At 58.8% G+C, this 14,303-nt stretch carries 13 protein-coding genes; 5 read left to right on the top strand and 8 right to left on the bottom strand.

Annotation, left to right across the window (positions count from 1 at the left end):
• Positions 1–275: 275 nt before the first annotated feature.
• The 6 genes from scpB to HMPREF2708_RS02285 form a co-directional block, all read right to left on the bottom strand.
• Positions 276–890, bottom strand: a complete 615-nt coding sequence (gene scpB, locus HMPREF2708_RS02310; RefSeq protein ID WP_070767213.1) for an SMC-Scp complex subunit ScpB — start codon at positions 888–890, stop codon at positions 276–278.
• 206 nt (positions 891–1,096) lie between these two features.
• Positions 1,097–1,939, bottom strand: coding sequence for a segregation and condensation protein A (locus HMPREF2708_RS02305; protein ID WP_210400306.1), 843 nt, complete (start codon positions 1,937–1,939; stop codon positions 1,097–1,099).
• A gap of 3 nt (positions 1,940–1,942) precedes the next feature.
• Positions 1,943–2,818 carry a ParA family protein gene (locus tag HMPREF2708_RS02300; RefSeq protein WP_048758465.1) on the bottom strand — a complete coding sequence of 292 codons (876 nt, stop codon included), beginning with the start codon at positions 2,816–2,818 and terminating at the stop codon, positions 1,943–1,945.
• A 113-nt stretch (positions 2,819–2,931) separates the two neighbouring features.
• A complete protein-coding gene (locus HMPREF2708_RS02295) occupies positions 2,932–3,870 on the bottom strand; it encodes a site-specific tyrosine recombinase XerD (RefSeq protein WP_070831821.1) in 939 nt (312 codons plus the stop codon).
• Positions 3,867–4,520 carry an NUDIX domain-containing protein gene (locus HMPREF2708_RS02290; protein ID WP_070831818.1) on the bottom strand — a complete coding sequence of 218 codons (654 nt, stop codon included), beginning with the start codon at positions 4,518–4,520 and terminating at the stop codon, positions 3,867–3,869. The genes HMPREF2708_RS02295 and HMPREF2708_RS02290 overlap by 4 nt, the downstream gene beginning before the upstream one ends.
• A gap of 48 nt (positions 4,521–4,568) precedes the next feature.
• Positions 4,569–6,200, bottom strand: coding sequence for a CTP synthase (locus tag HMPREF2708_RS02285; protein ID WP_070831815.1), 1,632 nt, complete (start codon positions 6,198–6,200; stop codon positions 4,569–4,571).
• Between the two features lie 266 nt (positions 6,201–6,466).
• Between HMPREF2708_RS02285 and HMPREF2708_RS02280 the strand changes: the two genes are divergently transcribed.
• Together HMPREF2708_RS02280 and HMPREF2708_RS02275 are read left to right on the top strand one after the other, a co-directional pair.
• Complete coding sequence (locus tag HMPREF2708_RS02280) at positions 6,467–6,985, top strand: type 1 glutamine amidotransferase domain-containing protein (RefSeq protein WP_070832472.1); 519 nt, start codon at positions 6,467–6,469, stop codon at positions 6,983–6,985.
• Between the two features lie 40 nt (positions 6,986–7,025).
• Positions 7,026–7,769: an LURP-one-related/scramblase family protein gene (locus HMPREF2708_RS02275; RefSeq protein WP_070831812.1), complete on the top strand. Its 744-nt coding sequence runs from the start codon at positions 7,026–7,028 to the stop codon at positions 7,767–7,769.
• Positions 7,770–7,824: 55 nt separating this feature from the next.
• Here the strand turns inward: HMPREF2708_RS02275 and HMPREF2708_RS02270 are convergent, their stop codons facing one another.
• The gene (locus HMPREF2708_RS02270) at positions 7,825–8,940 is read right to left on the bottom strand and encodes an esterase/lipase family protein (RefSeq protein WP_070831809.1); all 1,116 of its coding nucleotides are present in this window, start codon (positions 8,938–8,940) and stop codon (positions 7,825–7,827) included.
• 593 nt (positions 8,941–9,533) lie between these two features.
• Between HMPREF2708_RS02270 and HMPREF2708_RS02265 the strand changes: the two genes are divergently transcribed.
• Positions 9,534–10,253, top strand: a complete 720-nt coding sequence (locus HMPREF2708_RS02265; protein WP_141762908.1) for a hypothetical protein — start codon at positions 9,534–9,536, stop codon at positions 10,251–10,253.
• A gap of 688 nt (positions 10,254–10,941) precedes the next feature.
• Here HMPREF2708_RS02265 and HMPREF2708_RS02260 read toward each other — a convergent pair.
• Positions 10,942–11,697 (bottom strand): GntR family transcriptional regulator, encoded by a 756-nt coding sequence (locus tag HMPREF2708_RS02260; RefSeq protein WP_070831803.1) that lies wholly within the window; start codon positions 11,695–11,697, stop codon positions 10,942–10,944.
• 283 nt (positions 11,698–11,980) lie between these two features.
• Between HMPREF2708_RS02260 and HMPREF2708_RS02255 the strand changes: the two genes are divergently transcribed.
• On the top strand, positions 11,981–13,117 hold the full coding sequence (locus HMPREF2708_RS02255) for a TIGR03364 family FAD-dependent oxidoreductase (RefSeq protein ID WP_070832469.1): 1,137 nt from the start codon (positions 11,981–11,983) through the stop codon (positions 13,115–13,117).
• A 169-nt stretch (positions 13,118–13,286) separates the two neighbouring features.
• Positions 13,287–14,234: a phosphate/phosphite/phosphonate ABC transporter substrate-binding protein gene (locus HMPREF2708_RS02250; RefSeq protein ID WP_070831800.1), complete on the top strand. Its 948-nt coding sequence runs from the start codon at positions 13,287–13,289 to the stop codon at positions 14,232–14,234.
• Positions 14,235–14,303 lie beyond the last annotated feature (69 nt).

The following is a 14,303-nucleotide window of genomic DNA, read 5'->3' as shown; positions in this document are numbered from 1 at the left end:
GGGAGTTATCCACAGGGCGTGCGGTGCGCGTAGTGCGCGTGGTGGGTGCGGTGGGTTCGGTGGGGTGCGCGTGGTGGGTTCGGTGGGTGCGGAGGCTCGCAGTGAGCTGTCGTGAGCAGCAAATCCAACCCGGAATGCGACTTCACGACACCCATGTCACCTCGTGGCAGCTGTGGAGGTGGCATGAGGTGACACGCGTGTCGTGAAGTGAATCTATAAACGGAGTGGCTCGCCTAGCCACCACCCCAAGCCCCACACCCCACCCCAAGCCCCGCCTAGTCCAACGGCTCGTCGATCAGGTCGACCTCTGGCAGCAGCGGAGCCAAGTCAGGCAGCTGGTCTAGCGAATCAATCCCCAAAAGCTCCAGGAACAGCGTCGTCGTAACGTACAAATGCGCACCGGTTGCCGGGTCCTCTCCAGACTCCGCAATCAGGCCACGCGCGACCAGCGTGCGCATCACACCATCAACATTGACACCGCGCACACCGGAGACCTGCGCACGCGTGGCAGGCTGTCGGTACGCCACCACTGCCAGCGTCTCCATAGCTGCCCGTGAGAGCTTCGACTGCGAGCCATCCAGCAAGAATCGCTCCACCGCGCTGGCGTGCGCGGGAGCCGTGTAGAAGCGCCAGCCCTCATCCGTTTCGCGTAGCTCGATGCCGCTGCGACGCGCACGGTATTCGTACTCGATTTCGCGAAGCACGTCACGGATATCGCTTGCGGAAACATCCAGCGCCCGCGCCATATCCTCCGCCGCCACCGGCGTATCGACCACAAGCAGAATCGACTCCACACCTGCTCGCAACGGGTCAATGGGCGGCAACTGCGCCGAAGAAGCAGACGCAGACTCCGTGGCCTGCTCGGATGGTGCGGAACTGGTTTCGCTCATGCGCGTCAGATTACGCAACCTCCCGCGCCGGGCGCTAATCAAGCCGGGCGCTACTTAGCTGTTAGCCTCGGCCCGACCAAGCCCACGCCCGACCAAGCCCAAGCCCGACCAAGCCCGCACCGAGCAGGGGCCCAACAGCCAGGCCAGCCCAACAGCCAGGCCAGCCCAACAGCTGGGCCAGCCCGAAGCCAGCCCCCAACAGCCACCTACTCCCAGTTCGCCGCCGCCACGACGGCCGGGTCCACGTCGAGACCGGTCCAGGCCACGTGGATTTCCTCCAGCGCCTCCTCCTGCTCCACACCGATCGCCTTGGCACGGTAGAGCTCCAGCAGCGCGAGGAACCGCCCGACGACCTCCATGGACACGCGGCACTCCGATGTCAGCTGAGTAAAAGTCAGCCAGGTCCCCTCGCCTGCCAGCCGCAGCGAGTCCAGAATCTTGCCCGCCTGCTCCGGCACTGACACGGGCACGCCGTGGATGTGCCCGACACCGACTTCCTCCGGCGGCTTTGGCCGCATCACGACGGCCGCAAACTCGGCAAACTCCCCGAGCGTCATGCCCAGGCGCACGGGCGGCAGCAGCTCTTCGAACTGCTTATCCGGCCCCACGGCCCGCGGATAGCGTCGCGGCGCGGTCTTCTGCCACTCCTCGAATTGGTCGGCCACCTTGCCGTAGGCCTGGTACTGCAGCAGTCGGGCGAATAGCAGGTCGCGCGCTTCTAGCAGTTCTAGGTCTTCTTCGCTGTCGACGTCGCCACGCGGCAGGAGCCGTGCGGTTTTGAGGTCGAGCAGCGTCGCTGCCACGACGAGGAATTCGGTGATTTCGTCGAGGTCCCTGACTGCGTCGAGGCTGCGCGTGTATGCGATGAACTCGTCTGTGACCGCCGCCAGCGCGACTTCGGTGACGTCCATCTTTTTGCTGCTGATCAGCTGCAGCAGCAGGTCGAATGGGCCGTTGAAGTTCGCGAGTGCGACGCGGAAGCCGGTGATCTCTTCCTGCACGCCCTCGCTTGACGACGGTTCGGGAGTGTAACTATCCGGGGAAGTCACCTATTATTTGCGGCCTTTGCGCTCGATGACCTCGCGGGCCAGGTTGCGGTACTGTGCCGCAGCTGGGGTGTTCGGCGCCCAGGTGGTGATGGGCTCACCGGCGACGGAGGTTTCCGGGAAGCGGACGGTACGGGTGATGACCGTGTCAAAGACCTTGTCACCGAAGACCTCGATGAGGCGTTCCATGACTTCCTTGGCGTGGCGCGTGCGGCGGTCGAACATGGTGACCAAAATGCCGGAGACCTCCAAGTTGAAGTTCAGGCGGTCGCGGACCTTGGCCACTGTGTCGGTGAGCAGTGCCAGGCCGCGCAGCGAGAAGTATTCGGCCACCATCGGGATGATGACGCCCTCGGCGATGGTCAGCGCATTGACGGTCAGCAGGCCTAGCGACGGCTGGCAGTCAATGATGATGAAGTCGTAGTCATTCATCACTGGACGCAGTGCGCGTCCAAGGGCCTGCTCGCGGCCGACTTCGTTGACAAGCTGGATCTCTGCTGCCGACAGGTCAATATTGGCCGGGACGAGGTCCAGGCCGGAAACCTTGGTGTGGTGGATAGCGTCGCGGACGTCGGTGGTGTCGTCGACGATGAGGTTGTAGACGGTCAGGTCCAATTCCTCGTGCGGGACACCGAGACCAGCAGATAGTGCACCTTGTGGATCTAAGTCAACGAGCAGGACTTTACGGCCAAACTCCGCCAGTGCTGCGCCCAGATTGATGGTCGAGGTGGTCTTACCCACGCCGCCCTTCTGGTTACACATTGCCAGGATGACCGCGGGGCCGTGACTGGTCAGGGGTGCGGGTTCCGGCAGCTCACGTGCCGGGCGACCGGTGAGACCGAGTTCAACTCGATCGGCCTCAAACAACCCTTCTTCAGCCACAGTCAATCCCTCTTCCTTGAAGATTTCTCATCAATTCTACTGCGCCACGCAATACTGCGTAATACCGCCATATATTACCGCCACGTAGTAGCGCTACATACTACCGCCGCATATTACCGCGAGTACTCAGCCCGTGGGTGAGCCCCCGCCCAGACTCGGCGCATATTCTCTGCGGTAATCATGGTGTAAATCTGGGTCGTCGTCACGGAGGCATGTCCGAGCAGCTCTTGGACCACGCGCACATCGGCACCGCCCTCAATGAGGTGTGTGCCGAAACTGTGTCGCAGGGTGTGCGGGGAAATTTTCACGCTCAGTCCGGCGCGCTCACCCAGCTCCGCCAGCGTATTTCCGGCCGACTGCCGCGACAGCCTGCGTCCCAGCGAGTTGATAAACAGCGCCGGCCCGGAGTTCGCCCGCACCCAGCTCGGCCGTCCGCGGGTCAGCCACGCATCGAGCGCCGCCATGGCCGGCGAGCCCACTGGCACGATGCGCTCCTTGCCGCCTTTGCCGCGCAGCAGCACCAGATTGGTTTCGCGGTCCACGTCATCGATATCCAGACCGGTGACTTCCGAAACTCGCGCACCGGTCGAGTACAGAAACTCCACCAGTGCACGGTTGCGCAAATCCGTCACGTCTGCGGTGTCGTCGTCGGGGATGGACTCGATTAGCCGGGTGACTTCCTCAATGCTGAGTGCCTTCGGATACCGCGAGGGCTGCTTCGGCGGCGCCACCCGCTTGGCGACATCCACCTCCAACGCGCCCTCACCCACCGCGAACTTGTGGAAGCTCCGCACAGCCGACAGCGACCGCGTCACCGAGGTCGGGGCCAGTGCCGGCCTGCCCGCCGACTTATCTCCCCGCGCGAGATACGCTAGGAATTCGGTCACATCCTGCTCAGTGACCTGCGCCAATTCCGTGCGGCCGATCTCCCGCAGGTAGGTGCGGTATTTCTCCAAGTCGCGCTTATAACTGGCGAGCGTATTCGCCGACAGGCCCTTTTCCACCGCGAGGTAGGTCACGAAGGCGTCGACAAGCGCGTCAATCGAACTCATCGGATACGTTTCAAATCCGCACCGGCACCGAGCTGCTCCGTCCGGCGCTTCGCCAGGGCCGTCGGTCGAATGTCGAACGGCTCCGTGACCTCGCGCGGCGTGGCACCATGCAACAGCACCTGCCCCGCCAGCAGAATGCCGGACAGCGCGATGCCGTTGAGGATCTCTCCGCGCAGCGCCATCGCCACCGCATCCTCGACCGGAACCCATGACGCAGTCATGTCCGCTTCCTCATCGTGAGCTTCCGGCTTATCGACGGCACGGAGACCCCGGGCCAGATAAATCCGAACCGCTTCCTCTGCGAAGCCGGGCGAGCTGAACATATCGGTAAGCAGGGACCAGGACTCCGCCTCCAGTCCGGCTTCCTCCACCAGCTCACGTTTGGCGGCCTCCAGCGGGTCCTCGTCCGCAACGTCGAGAAGACCTGCCGGCAACTCCACCAAGCGCTGACCCGCTGCCTGCCGCCACTGATTCAGCAAGTAGAGACGGTTATTCTCATCTGCGGCAACGACCGCGACAGCGCCGAAATGCTCCACAATCTCGCGGGCGGAAACATTCCCACCCGGCATTCGCACCTGGTCGCGGCGAACCGCGAGTATAGGTGCCTCGAGAACAATCTCGGAATCAACAACGTCAAATTCGTGCGCCATGAGTTTCACTCTAATAGGTAGGCCGGATTGGACCTGGCGGAGCCGAGGCTAGTTGCGCTTGAGGGCTGCGGCGATGAGGCCGTCGAAAAGCGGATGGGCGTTGGTGGGGCGTGACTTCAGCTCCGGGTGCGCCTGCGTGGCCACGAGGTATGGGTGCACGTCCGTGGGGTACTCGACGAATTCGACGAGCTTGCCGTCCGGCGAAGTGCCCGAGATGACCAGGCCCGCTTCTTCGAGCTGGGCGCGGTAGGCGTTGTTGACCTCGTAACGGTGGCGGTGGCGCTCGGTGACCTCGGTGCTGCCGTAGAGACCGGCCACAACGGAATCTTCGACAAGCTTCGCCGGATAGGACCCCAGGCGCATGGATCCACCCAGGTCAGCCTCGCCGGAGACGGCCTGCAGCTGCTCCTCCATCGTGGCAATCACCGGCTCGGCCGCTTTCTCGTCGAACTCGGTGGACGACGCGCCCTCAACGCCCGCAGTGCGCGCCGCCTCGATGACAACACACTGCATACCCAGGCAGATTCCCAGTAGTGGCGTGCCGGTTTCCTTGGCGTAGCGGATGGTCGCAATCTTGCCTTCGATTCCGCGCCCGCCGAAGCCACCGGGGATGACAATCGCGTCAACGCCGGCCATGTTTTCTTTCAGCCCCTCGGGGGTTTCGCAGTCGTCGGAGGCAACCCAGCGGATGTTCGCTTTCACGCGGTGGGCAAAACCGGCTGCGCGCACGGCTTCCGCGACGGACAGGTAGGCGTCCGGCAGGTCGATGTACTTGCCGACGAGCGCCACCGTGACCTCGCCCTTCGGGTTGTGGACTCGCTCGAGCAGGTCTCCCCACACGGCCCAATCCATGTCGCGGAATGGCAGGTTGAGGCGGCGGATGATGAAAGTGTCCAGGTGCTCGTCGTAGAGAACCTTCGGGATGTCGTAGATGCTCGGCGCATCCGGGCAGGACACCACGCCCTCGCGGTCGATGTCGCACATCAGTGCAATTTTGTTCTTGAGGGAGTCGGGAACGTCGCGGTCGCATCGCAAAACGACGGCATCGGGTACCAGGCCAATCGAGCGAAGTTCGGCCACCGAGTGCTGGGTGGGCTTGGTCTTCAATTCCTTGGAGGGGCCGAGGTACGGAACCAGTGACACGTGTAGGTAGAAGACGTTTTCGCGGCCGACGTCGTGACGCACTTGCCGCGCGGCTTCCAGGAAGGGCTGCGATTCGATATCGCCGACGGTGCCGCCGATTTCGGTGATGACCACGTCGGGCTTTTCGCCGTTCGCGTCCGCGTTGCCCATGGCGACGATGCGGGATTTGATCTCGTCGGTGATGTGCGGGATGACCTGGACGGTCTGGCCGAGGAATTCGCCGCGGCGCTCTTTGGCGATGACCGAGGAATAGACCTTGCCGGTGGTGACGTTGCCGCCGGCTGAAAGGTTGCGGTCAAGGAAGCGCTCGTAATGCCCCAGGTCCAGGTCGGTTTCCGCGCCGTCTTCGGTGACGAAGACCTCGCCGTGCTGGAAGGGGTTCATGGTGCCCGGATCCACGTTGAGGTACGGATCGAGCTTTTGCATAGTCACTTTCAGACCACGCGAGGTAAGCAAGCGGCCGAGCGACGCTGCGGTTAAGCCTTTGCCGAGGGAGGAGGCAACGCCTCCCGTAACGATGATGTATTTCGTAACCACGGGACTTCAGAATATCGCCTGCGCGGGTGTGTGCGCAAGCGATTTTTCATAATGACGGATATTTGTTTCATATTTGAGTAACTTTTTCGGGTTTTCCACAAGGCTTGACGACGGCCATAGCTGCAGCCACGATTGCGGCATGTAAAGGCAATCAAGACTTCGGCCACGGTTGCGATGCATGGCCGGAGTCATGGCTATACCTCGGACCGAACCCCACCTGCAGTGCATCAATGCATAAACGTGACTGTGCCGTTACCCTCGGGGCCATGACTGATTTAGCGAATAAGACCATTGTAGTATTGGCCACCGATGGATTTGAGGACTCCGAGCTGACGAGCCCGGCTGAGGCTGTGAAGGATGCCGGTGCGACCGTGCATGTCGTTTCCACGGAGGAAGGCTCCATTGAGGGCAAGAATGGCACGAAGGTGGACGTCGATAAGCTGACCAGCAGCGTTTCTGCTGATGATTACGATGCCCTGATTCTGCCGGGCGGCACCGTGAATGCAGACCAGATTCGCATCGATACGGATGCCGTGGCGCTAGTGAAGGGATTCGCAACTGCCAACAAGCCGATTGGCGTGATTTGCCACGGCGGTTGGATTCTCACCGATGCGGATGTGCTGAAGGGCCGCACTATTACTTCCTACATCAGCGTCAAGACTGACCTGATTAACGCAGGCGCCAATTGGGTCGATGAGGAAGTTGTCGTTGACGGCAACCTGATTTCCTCCCGCACCCCGGCCGACCTTGAGGCTTTCAACAAGGCACTCGTAGAGAACTTCTAAGCCACTCGGCTTTTAGCACCACCAAAGGACGGCTGTTGTCATGAGTTCATATTGGGATAACCCAAAGTCGCTGTGGGATCAGATTCCACAGCACGATCAGGAAGATGCTTCCACGCCGGAGCAGCCCTCCACACCCGAGCAGCCTCCCGCACCGCAGCAGCTTCCGCCACAGCAAGGGCACTATCAGGGATTGCTCTCGCACAACAGCATCGTTATCCAGCAGATCCGCAACTTTATGGCGGATGATTTCGACATCCTGGATACCGAGGGCCACTGCATCGGAAAGATCGAAACTACGGGCAGCACGCTGAGCCGAATGTTTATGGGCTCTCGTCGCCTGACAGTTTCCGAGCCAGACGGCACTCCGGTATTCGTTATTACCGATCCGACCGATCTTGCCCTTGACCGTTACGAGGTCTACTATCCCGACCCGCATGCGACAGCCCCTGAAGGCCAGCAGCAAGATGGAACAGAGTCATCGCGCCTTTTGGCCACTATTCAGCAGAAGTTTGCGTTCTTTAAGCGGCGGCTGGAGATTTCCATCCCCGGTTTTGCCAATTGCGAGGTCGACGGCGACGTCTGGCATTACGACGCCACTTTTATGATCAACGACGTCAGAGTCGCCCAGATGTCACGAAAGTGGTCGGGGTTTACAAATTTCCTATCCGGCAATGAGCGTTACATGCTCCAGCTCAAAGATGATTTGCCACCACAACTACGCGCGGCCATTATTGGCGCCGCTATTGCCCTGGATTTGATGGCGAAAAAGGCGCAATCCGACTAGCTAAAATCGCTGTCGGCTCGCGCCTTTTATCAAGAGCTACTGCTCGCGACTATCGCTACCGCGCCCCTGCAGCCTGGGCAATGCGTCCGTCTATTTCCGTGATGCCATCAGAAACGGCATTGACGTGTTCTGGGCGAACATTGGCATTGTCGTTGATGCCGCCTTCAACAACAGCGGTTACTGGCACGCACGGAACCTCAACTTTACGTCCGAGCGCATTCGCTACCAGTGCAATTGCCCGCGGTGAGAAAGTCAGCCCGATGTGACCCGATAGATCTGCAGAGCAGCCATCCTGCAGCAGAATGTTGTTGGAAGTCGGTGCGTTCCACTGGCTTGCAGCCATTGGCGTGACGGCTTCATCAACCTGAGTCGAGATTGCAACATAGTTGACACCCGGCTGCTCCAAGCCGCCCTCATTCATCTTGGCCATGAACTCGCTGTGCTGCAGCAGATCCACCAGGCTCGGGCTGACAATGAAACCCGCAGCCTTGTCACCGGCATTATCGAACTGGTTGAGCTCCTCCAAACCATAGGAGATACCGAGCAGCGATGTGCCGTGCAGCACGCCCGCCAGGGACACTACGGTACCAATTCCCCGGCCCTGCTCCTGCTTGGCGTAAGCGGCAGCCAAGGTGCCACCTGCAGAGTGGCCAACAATGTCAACTTCGGTCGCTCCGGTTTCCGCCTTGAGGATTTCAATCTTCGCAGTCAGCTCTGCCAAAGCGGTATCCAACGGGGTCATGTTACGCATGGTTGGAATAGATCCCAGCACCGAAAACTCATCAGGGCCTAGCTTGCCGACGTTAAATGCGTACAGACACTTCCCCATTGCCTTTAGCTCCGGTGCCATGCGAGCATAGGTCTGGTAGGCGTTCGAGTTCATGCCGTGGATCATGACCACCGGATTCTCACCAGGAGCAGGAACACACTGCACATTCGTGCCCTCTGGGCTGATGTTTTCCGTCATCCCCTGGCTGACCATGACAGTGGGGAAATCATTTGCCTTTGGACCCCACTCACCCATTTCAGTCCAGGACAGAACCTGGTCACTATCAGTTGCCGAAGCCGGTGCGGCAGCCGCGATGGGAGCCGCCACCAGAGCGACACCAGCTGTAGCCAACAGTGCCGTGGCTGACCGTGCCAGCTTTGCAAATGCTCGTTGAGTGCCCATGATTACTCCTTGCCTAGAGCAGTGAATAGTAAAACGGTTCCAATAAGAACTACGGCATGGGCAAGAGCCGAAAATTACAGGCTATGAATCGTTATCGTACTCTGAAAGGCGGCCAATTAAAGCCCCACAAAAGGGTGAATAAAAAGTGAACTAAATATAACTATAACGCCATTCACCTACAGCTCCGTAGGTTATTAGAGTGATTTCGGTTACAGTCCGAAACACGAGCGGCTTCCCCCCCCCATCCCGTGCATACAGCGCCGACAGCAACTGCAAAATAGCTCGAGACCTGCAGGACCAGGAACCTGCTCAAGTACCGATTCAGGACCCAGCTGAGGGAAAGCAGGGAAAATGCGATTCCAGCACCTGAATACTCCGGCACTAACGGATCATGAATGCCCGCATGCTCATACATTATGAACAGCAATGAGTTCGCGGCCACAATGACCACTAGCACCGTCATACTGGCGAGTAAATGCAGGCTGCGACGCAGCCAAGTCCTGGGAAACTGCTGGCTTCCCAAGGACGAAAACGAGAACAGTCGTTCTAAAAGACCTCAATCCCAATCCGGCCTTCTTACTAGTGTTCAGTGCATGACCACGTTTGATTCGCCAATTATTAGGGCGTTCTTCACTGAGGATGACATTAAGGCGGCGCAGAAGCTTTCAGGGCAATCCCCGTTGGCCGAGGTTGCAGCTGGCACCTACCGCATCACCGCCGATGGCTTCGAGGTCCAGGTTGATGGGTTCACTTTTCCCGGCTGCACTTCATGTCAATGCGATGGCTTCCGTACAAGGAAGTCATGTGCACACGTCTGCTTCGGTGTCGCAACAATGCTGGCCGAACACCCCAGTATCAAAGAAGTCCTGTGGCCAGATACTAATGCGGCTATGAACCCGGATTTGTTGGAACCGGATTGCTACTACGAGCTCAAAATGCTCCCCATGACATACTCCCCTTCGTGCCAAGGTGGCCGCACATTGGCGGAGTCAATATTGGATAAGGCGAGCCAATGCCACGGAGTCATTGACGATGTCCACATCGCCGATGAGGTAAAACGCCTGTTCCACGATTACTTCGAACAGTCAGGAATGTGGGATCTCGATATTTGTAGTGAGGAAATTGAGGCGTTGATAGCCGAACTTCACGGCCTTGGTGTTGACGACAGGGAGATTCGAGCTCTCGTATCGGACCACGCCGAGTATTCAGATGTAATTCCTCGCCGCTGGCGGCCACGGAGTTGGTGGAAGATACTGTTCCTGCCATCTACTTGGTGGCCACAAACATTGCGGCCGAGCAACTGGCAAATCTGATATAGGCGAAGCTAGCCCACGAAATAGACAAAACACCTTCTCACCTGCCCATACAGTAAGGTATTTCATATGCACAAACGATACGTTTTCGTCCTCTCACTGACTATTCCAGTACTGTGCCTTTCGGCTTGCTCCAACAGAGAACCAGAAAAAGCACCGGAGCCGACTACAGTTACCAAAACTGTCACCAGCCCAGAAAGCAGTACGGAATCGACGACGCAATCCACCACCAAGACCCCTGCCCCGTCGACTACCACAACCCGAACGACGGAAAGTTCCAAACCCACTGGTTACACCGGCGCGCCCAATGGCGAGCCAACAGCTATAAACAAGACGATTTCGCATTGCGCCAAATCTTCGCAGGGCCTCTATGAGCAAGGCACCACCTGGTTTACAGACGGTACTACCGGCTGGACACAGTATTGCGCCAACAATTTCTATGACGGCCCATCTACAAACACTGCCCCAGAGCCACAAAACAACGAGCCGTCCCCATGGGTTCAAGGACAAGTTGACTGGTCTAATTGCTTAAACTCTGGATATTCAGAAGAAGAATGCCGTGCAATGTTGAATTATCTGGCACTTGTTGAATTAAGAAGCAGCTGTCACCTTCCCCGACAAACATTCACAGCAGCAGCTACGCCAATTCAATGCATAGCCACCACCGCTGCCCCCCCCCTCGTAGCCCCTACCGCACACCCTCCCCAGCCTGCAGCGAGATTGGTGACGCATTGCCCCGTGCCGTCGTCACCGAGAAGTTCGCCTTACTCGCCAGGTAGCGGTCATCGGAGGCCTCAATCGGCACTCCCTCCAGCGTGAATGCACGGCGCCGGACTCGCAGCAAAGGCGCACCCACCTGGATCTCCAGCAGTGCAGCATCCTCTTCATTGGCCGGAACCGCATCAATGGTGCGCGTCGCATACGCAATGTCCACACCGCTATCCAACAGGTGGCGGTAAATGGACCCCGAATCAGTATCAAAGGTCAGAATGTGCTTGCCGACGTCCAGAGGGTAATTCAGTCTCTCGACCATAGCTGGTTCCCCATCCATAAGCCGGAGCCGAAGTACGGAGACAACCTGATCCGTGTCCGCGATTTCCAAATGCGCTGCTAACTCTGATCCTGCAGGCTGTCGTGTTACCCACTGCGTCTGCTGCCCCGGCTCCGCACCGGTCTTCTGACACCACTGAGTAAAGGAAATGACTTCGTCGAAAGAGAAGGTCGGCACCGTATCGAGCACGCGAGTCCGTCGGCCCTGCCCAGAGGAAACCAGACCCTCGGACCGCAGTGTGGCAATGGCTTGCCGAATCGTGCCACGAGCCACGCCGAACTGCCGACCAAGCTCCGCCTCCGAGGGAATAGCAGAACCCGGCGGCATCGAACCATCTCGAATTGCCTTACGCAGGTACGAGGCAATTTCTTGATGCTGTTGCTTGCGTGCCACGGTCGCAGCATCCTTTCGTCTCTTTATCTTCAGATCGAGCTAATTCGCTTTTAGCCCGGCCACGTCTAGCCAAGTACAGCACTACTTGGTTCAAACTCTGACCATCTACGCCACAAGTAGTAGACCTGATAACCAAGTTTAAACACGATTATGAGCCGCATTAGCCCTCCCAAACGGAAATTTACCCGTACAGACGGTTAACTAAACGACATCTTGGCAAACTCCCCATGAAATACACCTCGCCTGTATAGACAGGTTGCCTACCGTGTCCCACAATGAGCTCATGCAAACAGATGCACACACCGATTTGATTGTCGTCGGCGCTGGCATTCTTGGCCTCGCCACCGCATTCCGAGCACACCAACAAGGACTATCCGTTCGAGTCATCGACCGCGCCGAGCGCCCGGTCGGATCATCCATCATGAACTTCGGTCACGCCTGCTTTACCGGCCAGGCCGACGCCATACAAAATGTCGCCATGAACGCCCGCTCCGGCTGGGTCGAAGCCGCCCAAAAAACCGGACTATGGGCTGTAACTTCCGGCACCTACATCCCGGCTGTCACCGAAACCGAAATGCAACTCCTTGAAGAGTTCGCCAACCACCGCGGCTCCGACCAGGTCAAGCTGCTGAGCCACTCCGAAATTGCCACCGCCATCGGCAACCCAGACCTCAAATGCCTCGGCGGCGCGCACCTCCCCCTCGACATGCGCGTCAATCCCCGCGAAGCCGCCCCACGGCTGGCCGCATGGCTAGAGAGCCAGGGCGTTATCTTCAACTGGCGTCACGAAGTCCAGACTGTCGCGGGCGGTCGCGTCGGCACAAATCGCAAAAATTACCAGGCAGAACGCGTAATCTGCTGTCCAAACTTCTGGCTCACCAATCTGTTCCCGGAGCTTGCCGACGAATACGAGGTGCGCGTCTGCACCCTACAAATGGCACTCATTGAGCGTCCAACCCGCATCCCGAAAGACATCGCACTTTTCACGGGTACCTCACTCGCACGCTATGACGGCTTCGCTGGTCTGCCAAGTGCAGCATCACTAAAACAGGAGCTGCGCGACAACTCCCCAGAGTTGGTCAATTGCGTCGCAAATGTGATGTCTACCGGCATCGAAGAGGGGCTCTTCATCGGCGACTCCCACGCTTACGACCTATCCCCCGACCCATTCTTGCAAGAGACGACCTCAAATCTCCTGCTGGATACCGCCTGCACATACTTCGGCATTAAGGAGCCGAAGGTCGTCCAGCGTTGGCAGGGTCGCTACTCAGACTCGACCAAGACCAATCTCGTTCTGGAGCAGCCAGACTCACAGACCACAGTTGTCGTCGTCACCTCTGGCATTGGAATGACCTTGTCCTTCGGCATTGCTGATTTGGCCCTACAGGGCTCCAAGCCGACGGAGCTCTCAGACTTCTAAAGCCCTGAAAGGTCACCAACAACCCGCCAAGCTGAACTCAAAGTGACCTGTACATGAATTCTCTCAACTCGACTAGACAGGTTGAGTAGTTGGCTTGACAATCATTCCAGAACCTTGTTTCCACACCCCACACCTCGCGCCCGCAAGGCCTCACACAGAAAGCTCCGCCATGTTCAACAACTCCCGCGCCACCCGCAAGATCGCCCAGTCCCTGGCCCTCGTCGCCCTGAGTACCCCATTCCTGGCGGCATGTGGCGACAGCTCCAACGAAGCTGCCGATGACACCATCACTTTCGCCGCCGTTCCGGCCGAGTCCTCTCAGTCCCTCCAGTCGGACTACGACAATTTGGTCAAGCTGATTGCCAAGGAAACCGGCAAGAAGGTCGAGTTCCAGAACGCATCCGACTACGCTGCAGTCGTCGAGGGCCAGCGCGCCGGCAAGATCGACATCGCCTCTTACGGCCCGTTCTCCTACGTCATCGCTCATGACTCCGGCGTGTCAATCGAAGCTGTTGCCTCCCCTACCAATGATGAGAGTAAGGATCCGGCGTACACCTCGCTTGCTTATGTCAAGGATGGTTCCGACATCAAATCGCTAAAGGATCTCAAGGGCAAGAAGGTCTGCTTCGTCGACCCAGCATCCACTTCCGGCTACTTGGTCCCGACCAAGGGGCTTATGGATGAAGGGCTGAAGCCGGATGCCGACCTCGAGCCCGTCATGGCTGGTGGTCACGATGCATCGCTGCTCACGCTTAACGACGGCGGCTGCGACGTGGCCTTCGCGCATGACGCGATGCTGAAAACCCTTGAGAAGTCGAGCCAGATTAAGCCGGGCGCGTTGAAGTCCATCTGGGAATCGGATCCAATCACCGAGGACCCAATCGCGCTAAACACCGAGACCATCTCTGCTGAGGATCTGACCAAGATCAAGAAGGCCCTGACCGAGAAGGCGAATAAACCAGCTCTGGTCAAGGAAGGCATCTGCACCAGCGAAGAGGACTGCACCCTGCCGGAGGAAATCGAGTGGGGCTACCTGCCGGTGACCGACGCGGACTTCAATTCCATCCGCGAGATCTGCGAAACCACTAAGGCTGACGCCTGCAACGCTGTCTCCTAAGACCCAGCACGCCAGGGCCCTGCAAAGGGCCCAAACCTCAAACCCCGCTAACCCACAATCCCATCGTCC

Origin of the sequence: Corynebacterium sp. HMSC073H12 (assembly GCF_001837775.1) — a bacterium.
Taxonomy (GTDB): Bacteria; Actinomycetota; Actinomycetes; order Mycobacteriales; family Mycobacteriaceae; genus Corynebacterium; species Corynebacterium amycolatum.
This window is presented reverse-complemented; position numbering and strand designations above follow the sequence as displayed.